The organism is Lentzea sp. NPDC055074 (assembly GCF_053608005.1).
This window is the reverse complement of the sequence record NZ_JBSGUQ010000015.1, coordinates 104723-128214: the sequence shown is the minus strand read 5'-3', so window position 1 is coordinate 128214 and position 23492 is coordinate 104723. Positions and strand designations below refer to the sequence as shown.

Sequence of the window (23492 nt, the reverse complement as noted above, 5' to 3'; positions counted from 1 at the left end):
CGGCAATTCAGGCGAGCAGTTCGGCGAGGTGGACCACCTGGTCGCGAGGCCACGTGCGCCGCTGCCGCGCACCGTGGAACACGACCTGCACGTCCTCCCCCACCGACACGTCGGTCACCCGGCCGACGGGCCCGATCGACCCGTGCAGCCGGACCAGATCGCCCGGCTCCAGCTCGTCCGCCCGGCTGGTGCCGACGTTGCGGGCCGTCGAGGCGGGACGCAGCCGGGTGGTGAGGAGCCACCACGACGTGCCGAACAGCACCGGGAGCGCCAACGTGAGGACTCCCGCGGCGACCGGTCGCTCGGTCACCAGCGCGGCGGCTCCCACCAGTGCCCACAGCAGGCCCGCGAGCGTCGCCAGGAGGGCCGAGCTCACGGGGTGGTCGCCGACCTGCAGCCAGCCGGTCGTGCGCACCCAGCCGTCTTCGGTGAGGCCGCGCGGCCGTCCGCCGTCCGCCAGGGCGGGTGCGGGGCCGGTCATGTCGTCCGCGGGCGCGGGTGCGAGGACTACCGTCTCGTCCGGTGCGGTGAACAGGTCGACGTGCTCCTCGGGCCGCGCGGGTGCCGAGCTTGTCGTCCACTCCGCTGCGGTGATCAGGTCGTGCTCCTCGGTCGGCCAGGCTGCCGGCCCATCCGCCGCGGTGATCAGGTCGTGTTCCTCGGCCGGCGCGGGCGCTGGGCCGACCGTCCCACCGCGCGCGGTGACCAGGTCGACGTGCTCCTCAGTCGGCACGCTGCCACCTCAGCTGATCCCGGGCGCCGCGGGTGCAGACGACCTGGGAGCCCTTCGGCGACGTCTTGGTCGCCCCTTTGAGGAAGCACCGCTTGCCCACGAACCGCCCGAGCCACTCGGCGTCGTCGTCGGGCTCGGTGGTCTCCGGGGGCGGCGGCGGTTTCGGGGTGGGCTTCTGCGTCGGCGGGGGCGGAGGAGGCGGGGTCGTCGTGGTGGTCGTCGGGACCGGCGTGGTGGACGAGGTGAGCGGGACACTGGACGTCGTCCCCAGCAGGTCGTCCTGGTAGCCCTTGCACCCGGTCGACCACAGGCCGCGGCGCTGCTGGCGGGCGGCCGTCTCGTCCGCTGCGAGGTCGCCGCGCGCGGCCAGGTCCGCGGACGCCGTGCCGTCGCCGACGATCGTCTTCGCGTAGTCGGAGCCGTCCGGCAGCCGCACGTCGACCACCAGGCGATCCGTCGCGGTCTCGCCCTCCTTCTTGACGGTGAGCCGCACCTTCTTGCCGCGCAGCAGGTTCTCCGCGACCGCCAGGGACTGCGACTGCCAGCACGGCGCCGGGCTCACCCCGGCGACACGGGCGCCGAAGGCACGTCCGGTGTCGGGTTCCACGCCCTCGAAGGAGTCCACGTCGGACACCGCGCGGACGGTCACCTCGAACGAGTCGCCCCGGTGCACGGCGGCAGCGGCGGCGGGAGCGAGCACGCCGGGCCGGTCCTGACCGCTGAAGCCGGCCGCGCCCGTGACCGCGAGCACCCCGAGGACACCGGTGCACGCGATCGCGAGCCTCGCCCGTTGGCCGCTGCGCCACCAGAAGCGGCGAACGATCCCCGGACTCGGCGCGGGCGTCGTGGGCTCGGAGGCGTGGGGCAAAGAGCACTCCTGGCTTCGGTCGTCGTTGTCCGGGGCAGTGTTGCCGCAGGTCCGGCCCCCGTCAAGGGACGAAAGGGGTTCAATCCGGTTCCGTCCGGTCCTTCACACGACCGCCGATGTGATCGCCTCCGCACACATCGGCGCACGCCGTAGGGTGCAACCCGGTCGAAATTTTCCGTTATCGCCGGACGCCCGGGACATCTCCTGGTCAGAGGACCCGAACTGGCGAGTGAGGTGGGCATGGCGATGACCGAGGAACCCGGCGTCGCGACGGTGGTGGCCGCGCGCGACGGTGACCAGCGGGCGTTGGACGACCTGGTGAGCGGGTACCTGCCCCTCGTCTACAACATCGTCGGGCACGCGCTCGGCGGCCACCCGGACACCGACGACGTGGTCCAGGAGACCATGCTGCGGGCCGTGCACGGGCTGCCCGGGCTGCGCGACCCCGCCGGGTTCCGGTCGTGGCTCGTCGTCATCGCGATGAACCAGATCCGGCTGCGGCACCGCGACCACCAGCGCGTCCCGGTCACCGGACCGGTCCCGGAGGACGTGGCCGACCCCGGCGCGGACTTCGTCGACCTCACGATCATGCGGCTGCAGCTGTCCGGGCAGCGCCGCGAGGTCGTCGCGGCCACCCGCTGGCTCAGCGAGGACGAGCGCGAGCTGCTGTCGCTGTGGTGGCTGGAGGCGGCCGGGCGGCTGACCCGCACGGAGGTCGCCAACGCGCTGGAGCTCACCCCGCAGCACACCGCCGTGCGCGTGCAACGGGTCAAGGCCCAGCTCGACGCCGCACGCGTCGTCGTGCGGACGTTGGAGCGCACGTCGCGCTGCCCCGAGCTGGCCTACGTCGTCGCGGAGTGGGACGGCGTGCCCAGCCCGTTGTGGCGCAAGCGGATCGCCCGGCACAGCCGCGACTGCGTCCAGTGCTCACGCTGCGGTCAGGACCTCGCGTCCGTCGAGGGGCTGCTCGCGCGGCTGCCGCTGGTACCGCTGCCGGCCGCGCTCGGGTTCGACCCGGCGACGCTGACCGGGTCGCAGGTGGCCGTCACCCAGGTCACCTCCGCCCCCGTCACCGGCGGCAAGCTCAGCCTGCTGGTGAAGGGCGCGTTCGTGAAGCCCCTCGCGGCGGCCGCGGCCGCGGTGGTGGCCACGGGCGTCGTGATCGCCGTGCTGCCCTCCGGTGAGGAGCCGGTCGCCCGCGCGCTCCCCGTGGCCTCCACCCAGAGCACCACGACGACCACCGCTCCCACCACCACCCTGACCTCCTCGTCGCCGGTGCCGCCCTCGACGACCACGGCGCCCGCCAAGCCCGTGCCGCCGCCCGCCGTACCCGTGACGGCGTCGGTGAAGAAGGGCGTCAGCACCTGGAACTTCACCGGGGTCGGCAAGGCGCTCACCGACGTCCGCGCCGGCTGGTACTACAACTGGGCGGCGCAGCCGGACGGCATCCCCACGCCGCCGAACGTCGAGTTCGTGCCGATGATCTGGGGCACGAAGTCCACCGACGACGCGACGCTCGCGAAGGCCAAGGCGAACGGCAAGGTGCTGCTCGGGTTCAACGAGCCGGACTTCCCCGAGCAGGCGAACATGACCCCGGAGCAGGCCCTCGACCTGTGGCCGAAGCTCCAGGCGACCGGTCTGCGGCTCGGCAGCCCCGCCGTCGCGCACAGCGGGGACAAGGCCGGCGGCTGGCTCGACCGGTTCATGACGGGGGCCGCCCAGCGGGGCCTGCGCGTCGACTTCATCGCGGTGCACTGGTACGGCTCGGACTTCAGCGACGCGGCCGTCGGTCACCTGAAGAACTACCTGGCCGCGGTGCACGCCCGGTACGGCAAGCCGATCTGGCTGACCGAGTACGCGCTGATCGACTTCTCGGGCGGCACCGCGCGGTTCCCGACCCAGGCCAAGCTCGCGGCGTTCGCCCGCGGCTCCAGCGCGATGATGGAGGGTCTCCCCTACGTCGAGCGCTACGCCTGGTTCGCGCTGCCCGACGAGGGCAAGCCCGGCACCGGCCTCTACAAGGCAGGCGGCACGCCGAACGAGGCCGGTGAGGCGTACCGCGCCGCGGGCTGATCCGTCGTGGCCGAGAATCACGGCGTGTCAACTGCGACGAACCCCCGCCTGCTGGTCACCGGGACCACCGGGCACGCGGTCACCGACCTGGTGGTCCCGGCGCTGCTGCTGCGCACACCCGGCGCGGCCTGGTCCCAGCTCGTCCACGTCTACGTGCCGGACGGTCCCACCGTCGCGTTCAGCGGCCGGGACCTCCGCTCGCCCGGCATCACCGAGGCCACCGCGCTCGCCCGTGCGGCGGGGTTCGAGCCGGTGGTCCGGTCGCCGGGCGGCCGGATGGTGGCCTACGACAGCGGCGCCGTCGTCATCGACCACCTCGACAGCACCACGGACATCCGGCACGCGGGCAGCGCGACGTTCGCCGCGAACGCCGAGAGCCACGCCCTGGTGCTGCGCGGGCTCGGTGCCATCGACGCCCGCGTCGGCGAGGTGGAGGGCGAGTACTGCCCCGGCGAGTTCAGCGTGAACGTCGGGGGCGACACGAAGGTCATCGGCTCGGCGCAGCGCGTGACCTCCACCGGGTCGCTGTTCAGCACGGTCGTCCAGGTCGCCGTCTCGGACCGGGTGCGGGCCGTGATCACGGACGTCTCGAAGGCGCTCGGCTACGTCCTCCGGGAGAGCTCCATCGCGGGCCTGGCCGACTACGAACCCGCGCTGACCTCGGACGAGGTCGCCGCCGCGTTCGTGGCGGACTACCGCGAGCGGCTCGACATGACCGACGGGGAGCTGCCGTCCGCCGTGGTCTCGCACGCGGCACGTGCGGTCGGCGGCTCGCCGTTCCACGTCGACGACTGGACGCGGGCGCACCCGATGCCGCGAGGTGTGGAGGATCTGTGAAGGTTCGGGCGGACGGCCCCGAGTCCGCCCTTGCCGCCTCGGTGCCGGTGTTAGCGTGCGTTTCGTGATGATCATGCGTGCCGTTCTGCAGGATCTCTACGCGCGCCGCCTCCGCAAGCGGCTGGAGGACGCCGTGCTGCCGGGGCACATCGCCGTGATCATGGACGGCAACCGGCGCTGGGCCAGGCAGGAGGGCCTGGAGAACGCGAGCGCGGGCCACCGGCGCGGCGGCGAGCACCTGCGGAGCGTCATGGACTGGTGCGAGGACCTGGGCATCCGCCACCTGACGGTGTACCTCGCCTCCGCGGACAACCTGCACAAGCGCGCCGACGCCGAGATGCGGTTCCTGATGGAGGAGGTCGTCGAGCGGATCGTGGTCCCGCGGGCCGTCGGGTCCGCACGCTGGCAGACGCACGTCGCCGGCCGCGTGGACCTCCTGCCCGACACCACCCGGCACGCGCTGAAGCTCGCCGAGGAGGAGACCCGCGACCGGGACGCCGAGTTCCACCTCACCATCGCCGTGGGCTACGACGGCCGCTACGAGCTGGTGGACGCGGTGCGCTCGTTGCTCGAGTCCGGGACGAGCCTCGACGAGCTGGCCGCGAGCATCACCCCGGACGACATCGCCCGGCACCTCTACACCGCCGGGCAACCCGACCCCGACCTGGTGATCCGCACCAGCGGCGAGGTGCGGATGTCCGGTTTCCTGTTGTGGCAGGCGGCTTTCGCGGAACTGCACTTCTGCGACGTCCACTGGCCGGGCTTCCGGTACCTGGACTTCCTGCGCGCCCTGCGCTCCTACTCCGACTCGCGAGGATGACGATGGACCGGAAGGTCACCGTGGTGGTGCCGACCTACGACGAGCGCGAGAACCTGCCCGTGCTGGTGGACCTGCTCGCCGGGCTGGACGTGCCGGACCTGCACGTCCTCGTCGTCGACGACGGCTCCCCCGACGGCACGGGCGCCCTCGCCGACGACCTGGCGCTCGACGGCCCGCTCCCGCTCACCGTGCTGCACCGCACCGAGAAGAACGGCCTCGGCCGCGCCTACGTGGCGGGCATCCTGAAGGCGCTGGACGACGGCGCCGACGTGGTCGTGCAGATGGACGCCGACCTCTCCCACCCGGCCGGCGCCATCCCCGCGATGCTCGACGTGCTGCGCACCACCGACGCCGCCGTCGTCATCGGCTCCCGCTACGTGCCGGGCGGCTCGGTCGCCGACGAGTGGAAGTGGCACCGCAAGGCGTTGTCAGCCTGGGCGAACTTCTACGTCAACGCCGTCCTGCGGCTGCGCGTCAAGGACGCCACCGCCGGCTTCAAGGCCTGGCGTGCCGACACGCTCCGGCGGATCGACGTGGCGTCGGTGCGCAGCAACGGGTACGCGTTCCAGGTCGAGATGAACCACCGCGTGGTCCGGCGCGGGATGCGGATCGCCGAGGTCCCGATCCGGTTCGAGGAACGGGCCGAGGGCGCGTCGAAGATGAGCTTCGCGGTGCAGGTGGAGTCCGCGGTCATGCCGTGGAAGCTGCTGTTCCGGAGGTCCTGACGCGGTCCTTCGCCACCAGGACGGCCGCGGTGGCCGACGATCCATGCCGTGAGCAACGCTCGGCGGGCACGGAGGCGCCGTAGATCTCGCGGTGCCGGAGGGCGGCGGTCTCGGCGTCGGCGAAGCCCGTGACGGTGAGATGCCGTGGCTGCGGAGACCCCGAGGACGTGTCGACTGCGGGGCCCGACCACCACCCTGGCGGGCGCCTCACGTCTTTTCGGCACAACGACGCCAGCACAGCGGTTCGAGTCGGTTTTAGCCTTGATACGTCGGGTATGTACGATTTCGTGACCGTCGATTCCGCAGAGCTGCTCGCTGAGGGCTACACCGCCGAGTTCCCCGACGCCGACGAACCGATCCTTCTGGACGCGCACGGCCGCGAGGTGCTCACGTGGCAGGAGAACTACCCGTTCACCGAACGGATGCCCCGCTCCGAGTACGACCACCTCAAGCGCGTGCTGCAGATCGAGCTGCTCAAGCTCCAGCACTGGGTCGCCGAGACGGGCCAACGCCTCGTGATCCTCTTCGAGGGCAGGGACGCCGCCGGCAAGGGCGGCACCATCAAGCGGTTCACCGAACACCTCGACCCCCGCGGCGCCCGCACCGTGGCACTCGACAAGCCGAGCGAACGCGAACGCGGCGAGTGGTACTTCCAGCGCTACGTCCGCGAGCTCCCCACGGCCGGTGAGATCGTGCTGTTCGACCGCTCCTGGTACAACCGCGCCGTCGTCGAGCACGTCATGGACTACTGCACAAAGGACGAGTACGACCTGTTCATGCGGCAGGCCCCGCTGTTCGAGCAGATGCTCGTCGAGGACGGCGTGCTGCTCGTGAAGCTGTGGTTCTCCGTGTCCCGCAACGAACAGCGGACCCGGTTCGTCATCCGCCAGATCGACCCGGTGCGCCAGTGGAAGCTCAGCCCCAACGACATCAAGTCGCTGGACCGCTGGGACGACTACACCGAGGCCAAGGTGGCGATGCTGCGGTCCACCGACACCGAGATCGCGCCGTGGACCGTGGTCAAGAGCAACGACAAGAAGCGCGCCCGCATCGAGGCGATGCGCAGCGTCCTCGCCCGCTTCGACTACGACGACAAGGACTTCGAGGTGGTCGGCACCCCGGACGTCCGCATCGTGGGGCCGGCGGCGACGTTGCTGGAGGAGGGCGAGGACGACACGGCGCTCAGCCCTACGCCGATCGCGCCGAGCACGGAGCCGGGGCCGGGCTTACACCCGTGACAGCCGGCGGGCCGACAGCTCAACGGCCGGCGGCGGGCGCGACACCGGAAAGCCCGCCGCACCAGCCCTGCACGGCTCACGCGGGGGCCTTCCCCACCACCAGCACTCCGGCCCACCCCAGTGATCATCCGCGCCGACCCCGGTTGACTTCCCGCATGACCTCACCCGTGTCCCGGCGCACCGCCCTGCGCGCCGCCACCCTCGCCACCACCACCGCCGTCACCGTCACCACCGCGGCCGTCGCCACCCCCGCCGCCCACACCGAGTCCCGCGGCAGGGAGGTCCGCGACTCCTTCACCGTGCGCGACAACCGAGGCAGGCAACGCGTCCTCGCCGACACCCGGCGCCCGCCCGTCCTCACCGGCGGCGAGGTCATCCCGGCCGAGCAGCGCCGAGGTCCCGAACGCGGCACCTACCTCATCTTCAACGACGAGAACGGCTCCGAACGCGGCGGCGTCGTCGCCGGGGCGTCGGAGGCCAGCCTCTCGCTCGACTACGTCAACGCGCAGGCGCTCACGCTCGGCACGAAGTGGGAGGGCGAGCACGGTGCTGCGGCGTTGTTCTTCAAGCAGATGCCGGACCCGCGGCTACCGGTCGGGCAGACGCCTCCGATGCCGACCAGGGTCGAGCTCGTCTGGTCCACCGGGGACGGTGCCGTGCTCGCGCTCAACGACTCTCACGGCCGGCCGCGCATCGTCCTCTCGGTGGACGCCCAGGACGTGCCGAGCATTCGCGTGCTGGACGAGCGGGGTGCCGTGGTGTCCAGCCTCCTCTGACCGAGGTGAGCCGCGTGACGGAGTGCTGGTTCCGCGGGCGGACGGCCGAGCAGGTCAGGCGATCGGGAAGTCGAAGTACGTGTCCGGGTAGGGCTCGTCGATCAACGTGTAGTGCCACCATTCGCTGTCGTAGCGCCGGAAACCGCAGGCCTCCATGATCGAGCAGAGGTGCTCGCGGTTGGCCGTCTCGGCCTCGCCGACCAGGGCGCCGTGGTGCGAGATCGGGTCCATCAGGTCGTGGTCGCCGCCCATCGGCGCGAGGTCGCCGGTGTCCAGGCGGTAGAGCGTGAGGTCGACGGTGCTGCCGCGGCTGTGGCCGGACTTCGCTGCCACGTAACCCTGTTCGAACATCTCGGCCCTGGTGATGCGTGGGTGGTGCCTCGCCTTCGTACGGCCGTCCTCGGGCTGCGACGCCCAGCGCAGGAAGCAGTCGACGGCGCGTTGTGGGCGGTAGCCGTCCCACAGCAGCAGGCCGAAGCCGAGTGATTCGGCCTTCTCGTGGGCCTTCTCCAGTGCCGCGACCAACGCGCGGGTGCCGACGACGCGGTTGACGAGGTAACCGTCGACGGGCTTGCCGGTGAAGTTGTCCCACGTCGCGTACTTGGCGTCCCAGCGGATCCCCGGCACGTCCACGAAGACGAAGTCGGCGTTCACCGGAGCTTTCCCGTCAGCGCGAGGGACACCAGCCGGTCGATCACGTCGCCGAGCGACAGCCCGGCCGCGGCCATCATCCTCGGGTAGCGGCTGTACGAGGTGAGGCCGGGCATGGTGTTGACCTCGTTGAGGACCACTTCCCCTTCCGGAGTCAGGAACATGTCCACCCGAGCCAGCCCTGTGCAGCCCAACGCGCGGTAGACGACCTCCGCCGTCTCCCGGACGAGCGCGCGCGACTCGGCAGGGATGTCCGCGGGCACGATGAACGTCGAGTTCTCCGACCCCGTCTCGGGCGTGTTCTCCTGGTGGATCCGGAAGAACCCGTGGGTCAGCGCCACCCGGTCCAGCTCTCCGACGACCAGCTCGTCACCGTCGCCGAGGATCGAACAGCCGATCTCGCTGCCCGCCACGGCCTCCTCGATCACCACCTTCGAGTCGTACCGCCGGGCGACCTCCAGGGCGACGCGCAGTTCGTCCTCGGTGGACACCTTCGTCACGCCGAACGACGACCCCGATCGCGCCGGCTTGACGAAGAGCGGGTTGGCGGGCGCGTCGGGCACGTCCGTCCAGAAGCGCGGCGTCGCGACCCCGGCACCGCGGGCGACGAGGTACGTGAGCGACTTGTCCATGCACAGCGCGGAGCTCTGCACGTCGCAGCCGACGTACGGAATGCCGGACAGCTCCAGCAGACCCTGCACCGCGCCGTCCTCGCCGTGCCTGCCGTGCAGCACCGGGAAGATCACGTCCAGGGCGATCGTCTCGAACCGCCCGTCGTCCAGGACGAGCAGGCCGTCGGGCGAGAGCACGACCGGGCGGCCGTCCTCCGCGCCCGGTCCCGAGCACAGCCTCCAGTCGCCACCGCGCGTGATCTTGACCCAGAACGGGTCGTACGTCGTCTCGTCGAGGCTCCGCGCGACCTCCTGCGCGGACTTCACCGAGACGGGATGCTCCTCGAACGACCCGCCGAAGATGATCCCGATCTTCCTCTTGGTCATCGCACTCCCCCTTCTTCGAAACCCAGGCAATTGACGAGCGTGTTCTCCACGATGTCGCTCAGGGCGTGGTCCGTGTGATAAGCCGTGTGCGGGGTGATCAGCACGTTCGGCATTCCCTGCAACCGGGTCAGGTCACCGCCGACGTCCCGGGCCCGGCAATCGGCGTAGAAGATTCCTTCCTCGCCTTCGAGGACGTCCAACGCCGCCCCGCCGAGCTTCCCGCTTTCCAACGCTTCGACCAGAGCTTTTGTGTCGATGAGCGGGCCGCGTCCGGTGTTGACGATGATCGCGCCGTCTTTCATCCGCGCGATTCGATCGCGGTCGAGCAAATGGCGTGTTCCCGGATTCAACGGCACGTGCAACGTGACGACGTCGCTCACCCGCAGCAGTTCGTCGAGCGGTGCGTAGTCCGCGGAGTTGCGAGGCCTGCTGTCGTGGGCGAGCACGCCACAGCCGAAGCCCCGCAGCCGGTCCAGCACGGCGACGCCGATGCGCCCGGTGCCGATCACCCCGATCGTCAGGTCGCGCAGCTCCCGGCCGCGCGTCGCGTTCAACCGGTAGTCGTGCAGGTCAGCGCGCCTGACGACGGACTTCACGTCGCGCACCGCCATCAGCATCGCCATCACCGTGAAGTCGGCGACGCTGTCGGGCGAGTAGGCGACGTTCCCGACGGTGAGGCCCAGGCTCTCGGCGTGCTCCACGTCGATGTGGTCGAAGCCGGCACTCCGGGTCGAGACGTACCGGACGCCCGCACGGCTCAAAGCCAGCAGAGCGGAACCAGTGACCCGCGATTTGTGGCCGACGCTGACGCAGAGATTTCCTCGCGCCAGTTCAGCAGTGGCCTCGGAGACAGCCGACGAGGTGATGGTCGGCGCGACACCGCAGCGGGGCGCCATTTCCCGGAACAGGACTTCCTCGTCCGGATCGCACCCGTAGATCGTGATGCCTGTTGCCATGCCTCACAGTCAACGAGGCACGCCGTTGCGAGCGGGTATGCGCTTTTCGACACACCCGCGATACAGCGCTATTCCGCCTTCGTCACCAGCATGTCGATCACGCCCGGAAGCTCGGCGCGCAACTGCGCGACCGTGTCGGCGTCACCCGTGAAGTGGTGCAGCAACGCGCGCTGGAAGATTCCGTCGAGCGTCACGTAGATCGTGCCGGACGACGCGGCGGGCACGCCGCCGAGCAGCTCGGCGTAGCGGCCGACCACCCGCCACACCATGTCCTCGCGGTGGCCGTCGATCTCCAGCACGTCGGCGCGGAACGACGCGTCGAACAGGCTCTGGTTGCGCAGGTCGTACCAGAGGCGGTGCAGCGTCGCGTCCTGGCCGAGGGTGTCGAAGAACATCGCCACGAAACCGGAGCGCAGCTGCTCCGCCGTCGTCGACGTCGCCACGACCTCGTCGTAGCGCGTCACGCACACGACCTCGTACTGGCGCACCGCCTGGGTGATCAGGTCGCGCTTGTCCTCGAAGTAGTAGTGCAGGACGCCGTGCGAGAACTCGGAGTTCTGCGCGATCTCCCGCAGGCTCGTCCGCGCGTACCCCAGTTCGGCGAGCGTGTGCAGCGTCGCCACGGCGAGCTCGGTCCGCCGGGCGTCGAACTTGTCGACCTGCCGGCGGGCGATGCGGTCCTGCTTGCGCGAAGCGACTTCTGTCACGCCCCGGAGCCTACCGCTCACTGCGACAAACCTTGACCATTCGTCCAAAAAATCTTGGACAGTCGTCAAGGAAAAACTTGACGACTGTCAAGGAATAGCTAGTGTGTGAGCCAACTCACCGAGGAGGCGACTCAATGACGAGTTATCAGCTGAGCGGACGAAAAGCGCTGGTCACAGGCGGTGCGCGCGGCCTGGGAGCGGGCATGGCGCAGGCCCTCGCGGCGGCCGGGGCGTCGGTCCTGATCGGCGACGTCCTGGAGGACGAGGGCAAGCAGACCGCCCAGGCGTTGCGCGACTCGGGAGCGGCGGCGGAGTTCGTGCCGTTGGACGTCACCGACGACGCGAGCTGGGCCTCCGCGGTGAGCACGGCCGTCGACGCGATCGGCGGCCTCGACATCCTCGTGAACAACGCGGGCATCGAGATCACCAGCCTGATCACCGAGCTCGAGACCGAGGACGTCCGCAAGATGCTGGACGTGAACGTGCTGGGCACCGCGCTCGGCATGAAGCACGGCCTGCGCGCCATGCGTCCCGGCGGCGCCGCGGGCAACGGCGGCTCGATCATCAGCGTCGCGTCCGTCGCGGCGACCATCGCCTTCCCCGGCATCAGCGTCTACTCGGCCACGAAGTCCGCCATCGACCGGCTGACCAGGGTCGCGGCCGCGGAGTCGGGCAAGCTCGGTTACGGCGTGCGCGTCAACTGCATCTACCCCGGCCTCACGCCCACCGCGATGGGCAACCAGCTGGCCGTCGACTGCGCCCGGCTCGGCCTGTTCCCGTCCGTCGAGGCGGCGGTCGGCGCGGTCGTCGAACTGACGCCGCTCGGCCGGCTCGGCCAGGTCGACGACATGGCCGACGCGGTGGTGTTCCTCGCGTCCGACGCCTCGAAGTTCATCACCGGCGCGGGTCTGCCGGTCGACGGCGGAATGGGGATGTGACCGATGCCCACTGACAAGCCCGTCGTCGTCTACGGCGCCTCCGGCTACACCGGACGGCTGATCTGCGAGTACCTGCGCGAGTACGGCATCCCGTTCCTCGCCGTCGGCCGCGACGGCAAGAGGGTCAAGGAAGCGGTCGACGCGGTGCCCGGCATCGACACCGTCTCCTACGACGTCCTCGAGGTCGAGCACACCGAGGAAGCGCTGACCGAGGCGTTCACCGGCGCCAAGGTCGTGCTCAACACCGTCGGCCCGTTCTCCCGCTACGGCCACGAGGCGGTGCGGGCGAGCCTGAACGTCGGCGCGCACTACACCGACACCAACGGCGAGCAGGACTGGATGATCGACGCCGACGCGCAGTACGGCGCCGCGTTCGCCGAGGAAGGCCTGCTGATCTCCCCCGGCATCGCGCAGATGTACACGGTGGGCGAGATCGCCGCGCAGATCTGCCTGGAGCAGCCCGGACTGGACACTTTGGACATCGGGGTGTTCTGGAAGGGGTATCCCACCGTCGCCTCCACGAACACCATCCTCACGAACGCCGCGTTCTCCAAGGCGTACTACCTCGAGCAGAACGAGTACGTGGAGTGGCCGGCCGACGCCGGGCTCTACGAGCTCGTCGTGCCCGGCCAGCACGAACTGGGCCTCGCGCTGCCGTGGGGCGGAACCGCGCATCCCGTGTGGTTCAAGAGGGATCCGCGCGTGGCGTCGGTGCGAGCGCTCGGCGGCGTGTTCAACCGGCCGTTGATGCTCGGCGTGCCGCAGATCGTCGCGGCGGCCCTCCAGGAGATGGAGGGCAAGTCGGACAAGGAGAAGTACGAGATCGTCGACGCGTTCTCCGCCCAGGTGCGCAGTGAGATGCCACCGCGCGAGAACCCGCGGATCAACATCTCGCTCGACTCCGTGCACGCCTCGGGTCCGCTGGGCCGGGCGAGCTGCGTGATCCACGGCAACTGCAACTACAAGCAGACGGCGTTGCTGAACGTCCACGCCGCCGTGCACCTGTTGCAGGACGCGCCTCGCCGCGTCGGGTTCGCGTCCGGCTGCCAGGCGTTCGGGCACCGGGAGCTGCTGGGCGCGCTGCGGTCGTTCGGCCTGGTCCTCGACCCGATCGTCGAAGTGCACCGCTGATGCGCCTCTGCGACTACCTGGACAAGGGCGCGTCGCTCGGGGGCGACGCGCCCTGCCTGACCATTGGCGGCTCGACGCAGAGCTACGCCGAGGTCCAGCGGCGTTCCCGGGAGATCGCGGGAGCGCTGCAGGGCAGCGGGATCGCGCCGGGTAACCGGGTCGCGGTGCTGTCGGCGAACGACCCGCTGGCGCTCACCTGCGTGTTCGGCATCTCGCGGGCCGGGGCGGTGTGGTGCCCGGTCAACCCCCGCAACGAGGCGGCGGAGAACCGCGAGCTGCTCGACCTGTTCGGGTGCCGCTGCCTGTTCTTCCAGGCGAGGTTCGCCCCTCTGGTCGACCGCATCCGGGGCGACCTGCCGGCGCTGACCACGCTGGTGTGCCTCGACGGTGAGGTGGAGGGCGCGGTCACGTTCGACGCCTGGCTCGCCGAGCACGGACGTGAGCCGGACCCGGTGACGGTGGCGGACGACGACCTCTGCGTGCTGGCGGGCACCGGCGGCACGACGGGACGACCCAAGGGCGTGCGGCTGACCGGGCATAACCTGGAGACCGCGACCGCGCTGACGCTGATGAGCTATCCGTTCAGCCACCGGCCGCGCTACCTGGCGCTCGCCCCGCTCACGCACTCGGCGGGCGTGCTCACGTTCCCGATCATGTCACTCGGCGGCGAGACGGTGATCATGCCGGCGCCGGACCTCGGCGAGTTCCTGGCGCTGATCGAGCGCCACCGGATCACGCACGCGTTCCTCCCGCCGACCGTGATCTACGGCCTGCTCGACCACCCCGCGCTCGACTCGACGGACCTCGGCTCGCTGCAGTGCCTCTGGTACGGCGCCGCTCCGATGTCCCCGGTACGGCTCACCGAGGCGCTGCGACGGATCGGTCCGGTGATGGGACAGCTCTTCGGGCAGACCGAGGCGCCGAACATGATCGCGACGCTCTCCCCCGCGGACCACTTCCTGCCGGACGGGTCGATCGCCACCGACCGGCTGTCGTCGGCGGGCAGGCCGTCACCGCTGACCCAGGTCGCGATCATGGCGGCGGACGGCACGCTGCTGCCCACGGGTGAACGCGGCGAGATCGTCGTCCGCGGTCCGTTGGTGATGGCCGGGTACCACGAGAACCCGGTGGCGACGGCCGAGGTGAGCGCGTTCGGCTGGCACCACACCGGGGACATCGGGTACCTCGACGACGACAACTACCTGTTCATCGTCGACCGTGCCAAGGACATGATCATCACCGGCGGTTTCAACGTGTACTCGGCCGAGGTCGAGCAGGCGTTGCGGGCACATCCGGCGGTCCAGGACAGCGCGGTGGTGGGGCTGCCCGACACGAAGTGGGGCGAGCGGGTGACGGCGGTCGTGCAGCTGCGTGCCGCGGGCCACGCCGACCCGTCCGCGCTGATCGCGTTCGTGAAGGACCAGATCGGCAGCGTGAAGGCGCCGAAGCAGGTCGAGATCTGGCCCGACCTGCCGCGGTCCAAGGTGGGCAAGGTGCTGAAGGCCGAGATCAGGCAGCGACTCGCAGCACCGTCGTCCCCAGCGTCCCCCTGACCTCGCGCAGAGCGTCCTCCAGCGGCACCTCGCGGCCGACGACGGGCTCGACCACGCCGTCGGCCGCGAGCTTCGCCGGCGCGGCGAGACGTTCGGGTTTGCGGTCGAGCCGGTGGTCGCGGCGGTCGAGAGACACGCGATGCCGTCCCGGCGGGGCACGCCGACCGTGCCGAGAACGCGGACGGCGTCTTCCAGCGGTTCCTCGCGGTCGACGATCAGGAGCGTGCCGCCGTCCGGCACGTCCAGGTGGTGTCATCGCCAGGCCGGAACGGTCACGCAGCCTCGCCGTGGCCGCACTCGTGCGGGTGACCGCGGAAGTGGCGCAGGCTCAGGGCGTGGGCACTCGCGCCTGATCCCGGGCCGGGACCACGAGGATCACCGAGAGCACCACGAGCAGGCTCAGCAGGACGACGTTCAGCGCCTGGTCCAGCGGCTCGTACATGTGCAGCATCGTCAGGTGGTAGACGAAGTGCAGGCTGTTGAACACGAGCAGCGCAGCGCCTGCCAGCAGCACGACGGCCTGCTTCTTCGCATGCACCAGCGCGACCACGCAGATCGCGGTGAACGCGAGGTAGGCCGCGCCGACGTCCTTCGCGAAGTGCTCGTTGTACGGACCGAGCTGCGGCAGCCAGCGCAGGCCGAAGCCCGGGAACGTGTCGTACCAGGTCCGTGACGCGAAGTAGGCGAAGACCCCGACGTAGGCCGACGTGAGGCCGATGAAGGCCAGGCTGATCCGGTCGAGCAGCAGTTTCACCTGAGAATCCTTTGTTCGCGCAAGGACACGAAGGTAGATAACCTGGATATCTGATGTCAAGGTTAAGGCACCTGTGTCATCGCGCACGCGAAACGCCTCGACTGCCCGACTAAGGTCCGCCCTCGGGGCCGCCCAGGCCCACGAACTCCCTGCGATGCTGACGCGAAGCGCACGCCGTCCTGACAGTTTCCGCACAACTGCTCGGCAGCATCGGCGCATGCTCCGGCTCGTCTGTCTCCTGCTCGTCCTGACCGCGTGCGGCGCGGCCCCCGCGGTTCCCACCAGCAGCCCCACGACCCCGCCGGTGACCACCACGACGAAGGCCCCACACCCACCGGCGGTCGTGTACGCCCCGACCGTGCCCGAGCGGACGCGCAAGACCGCCGCCGGCCACCAGGTCAACACGTGCGTCCCGGAAAGCCTCGACCAGAACGTCTTCACGCTGACCACTTCGGACGGTGTGCGACTGTCCGCAATGGAGCTGGGCACCGGTGACCGCGGCATCCTGCTGTCGCACGAACAGGGCTACTACATGTGCTCCTGGCTGGCGTTCGGCCAGGAGCTCGCCGCGGCGGGTTATCACGTCTTGCTGCTGGAGTACCGCAACCACGGCGCGTCGGAAACGGCGCAGGACAACGACAACCTCGACCGGGACACCAGAGCCGCGCTGGCAGCGCTGCACTCGTCCGGCGCGAAGAGGGTGCTGCTGGGCGGCGCCTCGTGCGGAGGCACGGCGAGCGCGGTGACGGCGGCGGACGAGCCGGAACTGGCCGGCCTGCTGGTCCTGTCGTCACCCGCGCAGTGCTTCGTCCTCGACGGGGAGGCGGCGGCGCGGAAGATCACCGCGCCGTCGTTCTTCGCGGTCTCGCCCATCGACTACAGCGGCAACATGATCAAGGAGACGCGGCGGCTGTACGAGGCCTCGGCGGCGGCCCGCAAGCACCTGGAGATCGTGCCGGGCGGGGCGCACGGGACGGACGTGCTGCGGGAGGCCGGTGCCGAGAAGCTCCACCGGCTCGTGCGCGACTTCGTCGACTCCGCCTTCCGGGGCTGAGCGGAGATCAACGGGTACCGTGCGGGTCGTGGAACCTGTCGCGCTGCCGCTGGGCCGTCCCCGAGAAGAGCGGGCCGACGCCGCGCGCAACCGTGCCCACCTGATCGAGGTCGCGCGGGAGATGGTCGCGGAACTGGGCGCGGACAAGGTCACGATGGACGGCCTCGCCGAACGCGCCGGGCTCGGCAAGGGCACGGTGTTCCGCCGGTTCCGCACCCGTGCCGGCATCTTCCACGCGTTGCTGGACGAGGAGGAGACGCGGTTCCAGCAGCAGGTGATGAGCGGACCGCCGCCGCTGGGGCCGGGCGCGCCCGCGGTCGAGCGGCTGGTCGCGTTCGGGCGGGCGCGGCTCGAGTTCCTCGTCCGGCACACCGTTCTCGCCCGCGCGTCGCTCGACCCGGGCCAGCCGGTTCCCGCCAGCGAGAGCCCTTCCCTTTTCCACGTCCAGATGCTGCTGGCCGAGGCCTGTCCCGGCGACGCGGTGACCGGCACCCTGGCGCTGCAGCTCGTGGCGGCGCTGGAGGGGCCAATCCTGCTCTACCTGCAGAACCAGGGCGGTGACGCGCCCGACCCGCGCACCGTGGTGAACGACTTGAACACCAGCTGGCAGGTCCTGGTCGAGCGCGTCTGCGGCTAGGCCCTGGTGCGCACGGTGAAGCGGTCGATCGTGAGAGCGCCCGCGTCCAGCCTCAGCCCGAGACCCGGTGCCCATCCCGCGACCACCGACGGGTCCACGACGGACCCGATCGGCGCGGACCGCAGCAGCGACCACCGTCCCGCGTGCTCCTGCCAGCTCGTGAGCTGACCGTTCTCGACCACGACGGCGAGCCGGTCGCCCGACGCCCAGTTCAGCGTCGCGCAGCAGCCGCCGGTGGCCTCGTCGCCCTTGCGGGATCCCGCCACGGTCACGTCGACGCCCGAGGCCTTGCCCGCGTTGTTGAACCAGGCCAGGGCGAAGTCGCGGTTCCCGGCGGTCTGGCCGAGGAACAGGCTGTCCTCGGGTGCCGAGCCCGCGAACGACCTCGGTTCGACGATCACCGCCGTCCCGCGGACGCTGCCCGCCACCGGCGCGGCGAGCACCGAACCGGCACGTGCCCCGGCACTGGCCGTCAGCACGCCGTCCGCGACCCTCAGCGACGGTGGTGACTCCCCGAACGGGCCGTCGACGCGGTACGAGCCGATCCGGTTCGTGTCGAACGTGTCGTCCCAGACGACGTTGGCGTAGGCGGACGGGTCGAAGACGGTCTGGGCGGAGCTCAGCGCCGAGGTGACGCCACCATCACCGGAAGCCGTTGCCAGCAAACGGATCGGCGCCCGTTCGCCCAGCTTCAGCCCGGCGGGAGCCGTGACGCGCCACCGGGTGACGAGGCTCTGGCCCGTCCCGAGCTGGGCGGCGTACGCCGAGGACAACGCCACGGCACTCCACCCCGACGGCACCGCGAGCGTCGCCTGGACACCGCGCAACGGTTGCTGCGCCTGCAGAGTCGTGGTGGTCTCGACCGTCCCGGACCGGACCGCGAGATCGTCCGGAACCGAGGCGCTCAGCCCGCGCACGGGCGACCGCCACGACGAGATCGACGTGACGCCGACAGCGCCGCCGTCCGCCCGACGGGGCAGGATGCGCACCCGGCTCGTGGTGAGCGCCGGTTGCACCAGCACGCGGTTCACCTGACGTGCCACCGGTTGCGCGGGCGTTCTCTGCTGACCGGGCACGTCACGCCACTGCCCGTCCCAGTGCTGCAGGTCGAACGTCGTCGGCACGCGCACTCCCCCGCCGTCGTCGTAGAACACGACGCGGAGGTCCGAGATCGACGTCGGCACCCCGAGGTCGACCTCCAGCCAGTCTGCGGAGTTCGGGCTGCCGTACGACGTCCAGCGCGTGCCCGGCACGTCGAGGTGGAAGTCCTGACCGTCGATCGCCTTGGTGGGCGGGTCGGCGCTGTAGCTGTACGACGCGCGGGCGGTGGGGAACCCGGTGCGGCTGACGTTCGCGAAGTCGTCGACCGGCTCCGTGATGTCCGCCGAGGTGCGCGCGGGCATCGTCAGGCGCACCGCCGCGAGACCCGCCTGGCTGTGGGCGAGCGTGCCGTCGACCCACACGCGCAGGCCGGCGCCCTTGCCGTACCGGCTGCCGTCCCTGTCCCACAGCACGGTCAGGTTGTGGCCGTGGTACGGCACGTTCTCGACGGCGAAGTGGCTCCAGGAGTCCGGCACCAGCGGCGCGATCGACACCGCGTTGCCGAGCTGCGGCCGGATGCCGAGCAGGCCGGACAGCACGTTGTCGTTGAACGTCGAGTGGTTGTAGTCCTCGCTGTGGCCCTTGCCGTCGTAGAGCCAGCGGTTCTCGTCCGGGTGGTGGGCCTCCGCGACGTACGGCTGGCCGTTCTTGCGCTGTGTCAACGCGTACCCGCGCAACACCGACAGGTAGTCGTCGCGGTCGACGTAGGACTGCGCCGGGTAGTCGATCAGCAGGTTCGCCATCGCGGTCAGGGTCTGGCTCGTCGCGAACGGCCAGCTCGGGCCGTTCCAGCGGCAGCACCCGTTGAGCGCGTCCTTCATGAACCACGGGCTGCGGCGCTCGGCGGTGGTCGGTCCGTACTGGGACGCGAAGCCCTGCGGGTCGGTCAGCTGCGCCCACGCCGCGCTGTTCGCCGCCGGTGGCATGTGGAAGTACCACGGCACGAAGCCGATCTGCTCGCGGTCGGCGAGCTTCGTGCGGCCGGGGTTGTCGTCGCGCATGACGTGCTTGTAGAACTTGGCCGCGTCGTCCCAGAGCCAGCGCTCCTGGCTGGTCTTGAGCGCTTCGGCGGCCTGCTCGAACCGAGTGGCCCCGGCGGTGTCGCCCCGTGCCCGGTGCAGCTCGGCGATCGCCCGCGCGTCGCCGTACTGGTAGGCGTTGAGCGTCGGCCGGAAGCCGTCGCCGCCGTGGTAGGGATCGGGGCTCTGGTACGAGCTCGCGGTGTACTCCATCGCGTCCCACACCGGAGTCTGCCAGTAGAGCCCCATGTCCTGGTTGAACTGCGGCGACCAGCGCTCCCACTGCCGCACGAGCTCGGGCAGCCGGTCCGTGGCGAACCGGGAACGTCCGTCGACGGCGGCACGCGCGGCCACGGCGTCGGCGGCCCAGAACGAGTACTGGTGGGCCCAGTCGGTGGTGTTCTCGTTGAGGAAGTCGGTCGCGGGCTTCGCGCCCGCGCCGGACCCGCGCAGCCAGTAGTCGACGTAGTCGTCCAGGTAGCGGTGGTCGCGCAGCCAGCGTCCCTCGTAGACGTGGTGGCCCGCCGCGGCGACGATGCCGCCGTTCGGAGCCGAGTAGCCGACCGGGCCGAGGAACTCGGAGACGATCCAGCCGTCCTTCGGGCCGGTGTACTTGAGCGCCTCGCGGTAGGTCCGCCAGCGGTAGTAGTAGGTGTCGCGGATCTCGCGGTCGGGGAGGTCTACGAACGGGATGTTCGCCTCGTACCAGGCCGGTTCCGGGACGTTCCCGAGCAGGTCGGGGTGGTTGAGGAAGTTCGTGCCCGCTCCGACGGAGGGGTACAGGCCGGGAACGGCCGCGAGGCTCTCCCGTTCCGTCACGGGATCGAGGCCCAGCACTGCCGCCGGGGGTGTCTCCGCCGCCACCGCGCGCTCCTGATGCGCCACCGCCGGCCAGGTGGTCGAGATCGTCAACGCCGCCACCACGAGCATCGTCTTTGACACGCGCATGGCCCCATTGAAGTGGGAGCGCTCTCAACGCGCAAGACTCAACGCAGTCCGACATACATCCACAGGATCTCGAACATCGGCGATCGTCCCCGCCGCCCGAGCCGCCGCGGCCGCGAAAGCGGGGTCACCCAGCACCCGCGCCACGGCGTCCCGGAGCCCTTCCGCGGTCGGTGGCCGCACGATGAGCCCGCTCCCCTGCCGTGCGACCCGGCACGCCATCTCCCACTGGTCGCCGCCTCCCGGCACCACCACGACAGGAACGGCCGCCCGCAGGGCCTTCACGAGCATCCCGTGCCCACCGCCGCACACCAGCACGGCGGCCTGGCGCAGCAACGCGTCCTGGTCGCCGGGTCCCGACCGCGCCCAGCCGGGCAGGTCCGGCACGGGCGCGAACGTCGACACCACGGCCCGAACCCCCATGTCCCCCAAGGCTTCCAGCGCCGTCTCGGCCATGCCCCGCGCCCCGGTCCACGCCGTCGACGGCGCGATCATCACCAGCGGGGCGTCCCCCGGCGGCGGACTGAGCGTCTCGCGGCTCGCCTCCCACAGCAACGGCCCGACCACGTGCGCGTCGCGCGGCCAGTCCGGGCGCGGCACCTCCAGCGCGGGCAGCGTCGCGATCAGCCGCGCCGCCGGGCCGGGTCCCACCGCGGGAAGCCCGATCCGTTGCCGCACAACGGCTCGCTGCCGCTCTCCCTGCCGCAACGACCGGGCCGTCAGCGCCCGCAGCACGGAGTCCCGCAGCCTGCCGCGCACACCGACACCGGCGGCGAGCCCGCTTCCCATGGGCGGCAACCACTTCGACGGCTCGTACAACGGGTGCGGCGACAGCTGCGCCCACGGCACGCCGATCAGCTCGGCGGCCATGCTCGCGCCCAGCGCCAGGACGTCGCACACCACCAGGTCCGGTCGCAGCGCGGCGAGCTGAGGGGCGAGGGTCGTGGCCAGCACGGCGGCCTGGTCGCAGAGCGCACCCCCGAGATCGGGCGCGTCCTTCAGGTCGTCCAGCGACAGGCCGGTCACCCGGGACGCCGTGATCCCCTCCGCGGTCGCCGCGGCGACCCAGCGGTCACCGGTGAGCAGGACCGGGGTGTCGCCGGCGTCGGCGAACCTCAGGCACAGGGCGATGGCCGGCACCACATGACCGGGATCGCCCCCGGAGACCACGACGACTCGCACGGGTCAGATCTAGCACCTGGCCGCCGGTTCGGCGATCGTGAGGGCATGGATCAGGCGCGCTGGCAGAACTACTGGGACCGCAAGTCGGCGACCTACGACCGGGAGATGGGCGCCCTGGACCGCCGGGTCTTCGGTGAGTCCCGCCGGTGGGCGTGCTCCCAGGCGGTCGGCGAGGTGCTCGAGGTCGCCGTCGGCACCGGCCTCAACCTGCCGCACTACCCGGCCGAGGTGGCGCTCACCGGTCTCGACCTGAGCGAGCAGATGCTCGACCTCGCCCGGTCCCGCGCCGCCGGGCTCGGCCGCGAGGTGACGCTGCTGCAAGGCACCGCGCACTCCCTGCCGTTCGCCGACGCCTCGTTCGACACCGTGGTCTGCACGCTGGGCCTGTGCGCCATCCCCGATCACGAGACCGCGGTGGCCGAGATGGTCCGGGTGCTGCGGCCGGGCGGCCGGGTGGTCCTCCTCGACCACGTCGCCGGCACGGCCCGGCTCACGCGGGGAGTGCAGTGGCTGCTCGAACGGGTCACCGTGCCGATGGCGGGCGAACACTTCCTGCGCCGGCCGCTGCCCCTGGTGGAGGCACGAGGTCTGGTCGTCGAGCAACGTCAGCGCTTCAAGCTCGGTGTGGTGGAACGGCTCGTGGCCCGCAAACCCGTCAGCAGCAGTGCTGACCGCGCCACGCCTCGCGACCTTCCTTGACCGCCACCACGGCGATCACGAGCGCCGCCAGCGGATCCGCCCACCACCAGCCGAACAGGCTGTTGACCACGAGGCCGACCAGCAGCACCGCGGACAGGTACGTGCACAGCAACGTCTGCTTCGAGTCCGCCACCGCGCTCGCCGACCCGAGCTCTCGGCCCGCCCTGCGCTGGGCGTAGGACAGCCACGGCATGACCAGCAGCGACACCGCGGCGAGCACGATGCCGACCGTCGAGTGCTCGGCGCGTTCGCCCTGCACGAGCGACAGCACCGACTCGACCGACACGTACGCGGCCAGCGCGAAGAACGACACCGCGATCACCTTGAGTGCGGCCCGTTCCCGCTTCTCCGGGTCCCGTCCGGCGAACTGCCAGGCCACCGCCGTCGCCGACGCCACCTCGATCACCGAGTCCAGCCCGAACCCGATCAAGGCCGTCGACCCCGCCACCGTGCCCGCCGCGAGCGCTATGACGGCCTCGACGACGTTGTAGGTGATCGTCGCCGCCACGAGCATCCGCACGCGCCGCTGGAGCACGGGCCTGCGCTCGTCCACGACGGGCGCGCAGCAGGCGTCACTCATCGACGCAGTCCGGTCCGGGCTCGACGGCCAGCACGACGTCCACGAGCGCGCTGATCGCCCGCTCGAGGTTCGGGTCGGCGATCTCGTAGCGGACCTGCCGCCCCTGGTAGGTCGCGACGACCAGGCCGCAGCCGCGCAGGCACGACAGGTGGTTGGAGACGTTCGACCTGGTCAGCTCCAGCTTCTCCGCCAGCTGGGCCGGATAGCCGGGTCCGTCGAGCAGGGCGATCAGGATGCGGCACCGCGTCGGGTCGGCCAGGGCGCGGCCGAGCCGGGCGAGTGCCGCCTCCCTCGTCTCACAGGTCAGCATGAATCAAACTGTACAGCCAACGCTGAACAGTGTTCAGGGACGGACGCGGTCCGTCGCGCAGCCGACGAGGAGAATCACCAGGACGGCTGCGAGCGCGTGGTCACCGCTGAGCGCGAACACGCCCGCAAGTGTGAGCCAGAGCACAAGCCTCATAGTGCGAGGTTAGGGACCGTACGACGGCCTCCGCATCTCATTTGGGCAAGGCTT

24 protein-coding genes are annotated in these 23492 nt (G+C 70.9%); 12 read left to right on the top strand and 12 right to left on the bottom strand.

Annotated elements, in window-relative coordinates:
• Nucleotides 1-7: 7 nt before the first annotated feature.
• The gene (locus ACWF7A_RS30005; RefSeq protein WP_452253848.1) at nt 8-733 is read right to left on the bottom strand and encodes a hypothetical protein; all 726 of its coding nucleotides are present in this window, start codon (nt 731-733) and stop codon (nt 8-10) included.
• Nucleotides 723-1601 (bottom strand): thermonuclease family protein, encoded by an 879-nt coding sequence (locus ACWF7A_RS30000; RefSeq protein ID WP_452253847.1) that lies wholly within the window; start codon nt 1599-1601, stop codon nt 723-725. The genes ACWF7A_RS30005 and ACWF7A_RS30000 overlap by 11 nt, the downstream gene beginning before the upstream one ends.
• 246 nt (nt 1602-1847) lie before the next feature.
• On the opposite strand from ACWF7A_RS30000, the gene ACWF7A_RS29995 reads away from it, so the two are divergent.
• The 6 genes from ACWF7A_RS29995 (at nt 1848) to ACWF7A_RS29970 (ending at nt 8070) form a co-directional block, all read left to right on the top strand.
• Nucleotides 1848-3674, top strand: a complete 1827-nt coding sequence (locus tag ACWF7A_RS29995; RefSeq protein WP_452253846.1) for a sigma-70 family RNA polymerase sigma factor — start codon at nt 1848-1850, stop codon at nt 3672-3674.
• Between the two features lie 24 nt (nt 3675-3698).
• Nucleotides 3699-4511: a hypothetical protein gene (locus ACWF7A_RS29990; protein WP_452253845.1), complete on the top strand. Its 813-nt coding sequence runs from the start codon at nt 3699-3701 to the stop codon at nt 4509-4511.
• 73 nt (nt 4512-4584) lie between these two features.
• Nucleotides 4585-5331: a polyprenyl diphosphate synthase gene (gene uppS / locus ACWF7A_RS29985; protein WP_452253844.1), complete on the top strand. Its 747-nt coding sequence runs from the start codon at nt 4585-4587 to the stop codon at nt 5329-5331.
• 2 nt (nt 5332-5333) lie between these two features.
• Nucleotides 5334-6056 carry a polyprenol monophosphomannose synthase gene (locus ACWF7A_RS29980; RefSeq protein ID WP_452253843.1) on the top strand — a complete coding sequence of 241 codons (723 nt, stop codon included), beginning with the start codon at nt 5334-5336 and terminating at the stop codon, nt 6054-6056.
• A gap of 287 nt (nt 6057-6343) precedes the next feature.
• A complete protein-coding gene (gene ppk2 / locus ACWF7A_RS29975; protein WP_452253842.1) occupies nt 6344-7294 on the top strand; it encodes a polyphosphate kinase 2 in 951 nt (316 codons plus the stop codon).
• A 155-nt stretch (nt 7295-7449) separates the two neighbouring features.
• Nucleotides 7450-8070, top strand: a complete 621-nt coding sequence (locus tag ACWF7A_RS29970) for a hypothetical protein (RefSeq protein WP_452253841.1) — start codon at nt 7450-7452, stop codon at nt 8068-8070.
• Between the two features lie 54 nt (nt 8071-8124).
• On the opposite strand, the gene vanX is transcribed toward ACWF7A_RS29970, so the two are convergent.
• The 4 genes from vanX to ACWF7A_RS29950 form a co-directional block, all read right to left on the bottom strand.
• Nucleotides 8125-8724, bottom strand: a complete 600-nt coding sequence (vanX, locus tag ACWF7A_RS29965; RefSeq protein WP_452253840.1) for a D-Ala-D-Ala dipeptidase VanX — start codon at nt 8722-8724, stop codon at nt 8125-8127.
• The gene (locus ACWF7A_RS29960) at nt 8721-9719 is read right to left on the bottom strand and encodes a D-alanine--D-alanine ligase family protein (protein ID WP_452253839.1); all 999 of its coding nucleotides are present in this window, start codon (nt 9717-9719) and stop codon (nt 8721-8723) included. Before ACWF7A_RS29960 ends, vanX begins: the two co-directional genes overlap by 4 nt.
• Complete coding sequence (locus ACWF7A_RS29955) at nt 9716-10675, bottom strand: D-isomer specific 2-hydroxyacid dehydrogenase family protein (protein ID WP_452253838.1); 960 nt, start codon at nt 10673-10675, stop codon at nt 9716-9718. Before ACWF7A_RS29955 ends, ACWF7A_RS29960 begins: the two co-directional genes overlap by 4 nt.
• 68 nt (nt 10676-10743) lie before the next feature.
• Complete coding sequence (locus ACWF7A_RS29950) at nt 10744-11382, bottom strand: TetR/AcrR family transcriptional regulator (protein WP_452253837.1); 639 nt, start codon at nt 11380-11382, stop codon at nt 10744-10746.
• A 134-nt stretch (nt 11383-11516) separates the two neighbouring features.
• Here ACWF7A_RS29950 and ACWF7A_RS29945 point away from each other — a divergent pair, with 134 nt between their 5' ends.
• Genes ACWF7A_RS29945 through ACWF7A_RS29935 form a run of 3 tightly spaced genes read left to right on the top strand, consistent with a single transcriptional unit; the run spans nt 11517 to nt 15004 of the window.
• Complete coding sequence (locus tag ACWF7A_RS29945) at nt 11517-12320, top strand: SDR family NAD(P)-dependent oxidoreductase (protein ID WP_452253836.1); 804 nt, start codon at nt 11517-11519, stop codon at nt 12318-12320.
• Nucleotides 12321-12323: 3 nt separating this feature from the next.
• Nucleotides 12324-13451, top strand: coding sequence for a DUF5938 domain-containing protein (locus ACWF7A_RS29940; RefSeq protein WP_452253835.1), 1128 nt, complete (start codon nt 12324-12326; stop codon nt 13449-13451).
• On the top strand, nt 13451-15004 hold the full coding sequence (locus tag ACWF7A_RS29935) for an acyl-CoA synthetase (RefSeq protein WP_452253834.1): 1554 nt from the start codon (nt 13451-13453) through the stop codon (nt 15002-15004). Before ACWF7A_RS29940 ends, ACWF7A_RS29935 begins: the two co-directional genes overlap by 1 nt.
• Here the strand turns inward: ACWF7A_RS29935 and ACWF7A_RS29930 are convergent.
• Together ACWF7A_RS29930 and ACWF7A_RS29925 are read right to left on the bottom strand one after the other, a co-directional pair.
• Nucleotides 14961-15140, bottom strand: a complete 180-nt coding sequence (locus ACWF7A_RS29930) for a hypothetical protein (RefSeq protein ID WP_452253833.1) — start codon at nt 15138-15140, stop codon at nt 14961-14963. The two genes, ACWF7A_RS29935 and ACWF7A_RS29930, sit on opposite strands and share 44 nt — an antisense overlap.
• A 192-nt stretch (nt 15141-15332) precedes the next feature.
• Nucleotides 15333-15758 (bottom strand): hypothetical protein, encoded by a 426-nt coding sequence (locus ACWF7A_RS29925; RefSeq protein ID WP_452253832.1) that lies wholly within the window; start codon nt 15756-15758, stop codon nt 15333-15335.
• A gap of 217 nt (nt 15759-15975) precedes the next feature.
• Here ACWF7A_RS29925 and ACWF7A_RS29920 point away from each other — a divergent pair, with 217 nt between their 5' ends.
• Both ACWF7A_RS29920 and ACWF7A_RS29915 read left to right on the top strand, forming a co-directional pair.
• Nucleotides 15976-16812, top strand: a complete 837-nt coding sequence (locus ACWF7A_RS29920) for an alpha/beta hydrolase (RefSeq protein ID WP_452253831.1) — start codon at nt 15976-15978, stop codon at nt 16810-16812.
• Nucleotides 16813-16840: 28 nt separating this feature from the next.
• On the top strand, nt 16841-17449 hold the full coding sequence (locus tag ACWF7A_RS29915) for a TetR/AcrR family transcriptional regulator (protein ID WP_452253830.1): 609 nt from the start codon (nt 16841-16843) through the stop codon (nt 17447-17449).
• Here the strand turns inward: ACWF7A_RS29915 and ACWF7A_RS29910 are convergent.
• Both ACWF7A_RS29910 and ACWF7A_RS29905 read right to left on the bottom strand, forming a co-directional pair.
• Nucleotides 17446-20517, bottom strand: a complete 3072-nt coding sequence (locus ACWF7A_RS29910) for an MGH1-like glycoside hydrolase domain-containing protein (protein ID WP_452253829.1) — start codon at nt 20515-20517, stop codon at nt 17446-17448. The two genes, ACWF7A_RS29915 and ACWF7A_RS29910, sit on opposite strands and share 4 nt — an antisense overlap.
• A 24-nt stretch (nt 20518-20541) precedes the next feature.
• Nucleotides 20542-21696 carry a glycosyltransferase gene (locus tag ACWF7A_RS29905; RefSeq protein ID WP_452253828.1) on the bottom strand — a complete coding sequence of 385 codons (1155 nt, stop codon included), beginning with the start codon at nt 21694-21696 and terminating at the stop codon, nt 20542-20544.
• A gap of 45 nt (nt 21697-21741) precedes the next feature.
• Here ACWF7A_RS29905 and ACWF7A_RS29900 point away from each other — a divergent pair, with 45 nt between their 5' ends.
• The gene (locus ACWF7A_RS29900; protein WP_452253827.1) at nt 21742-22395 is read left to right on the top strand and encodes a methyltransferase domain-containing protein; all 654 of its coding nucleotides are present in this window, start codon (nt 21742-21744) and stop codon (nt 22393-22395) included.
• Here ACWF7A_RS29900 and ACWF7A_RS29895 read toward each other — a convergent pair.
• Nucleotides 22352-22975 (bottom strand): cation diffusion facilitator family transporter, encoded by a 624-nt coding sequence (locus ACWF7A_RS29895; RefSeq protein WP_452253826.1) that lies wholly within the window; start codon nt 22973-22975, stop codon nt 22352-22354. The two genes, ACWF7A_RS29900 and ACWF7A_RS29895, sit on opposite strands and share 44 nt — an antisense overlap.
• On the bottom strand, nt 22968-23285 hold the full coding sequence (cmtR, locus tag ACWF7A_RS29890; protein WP_452253825.1) for a Cd(II)/Pb(II)-sensing metalloregulatory transcriptional regulator CmtR: 318 nt from the start codon (nt 23283-23285) through the stop codon (nt 22968-22970). Before cmtR ends, ACWF7A_RS29895 begins: the two co-directional genes overlap by 8 nt.
• Nucleotides 23286-23492 lie beyond the last annotated feature (207 nt).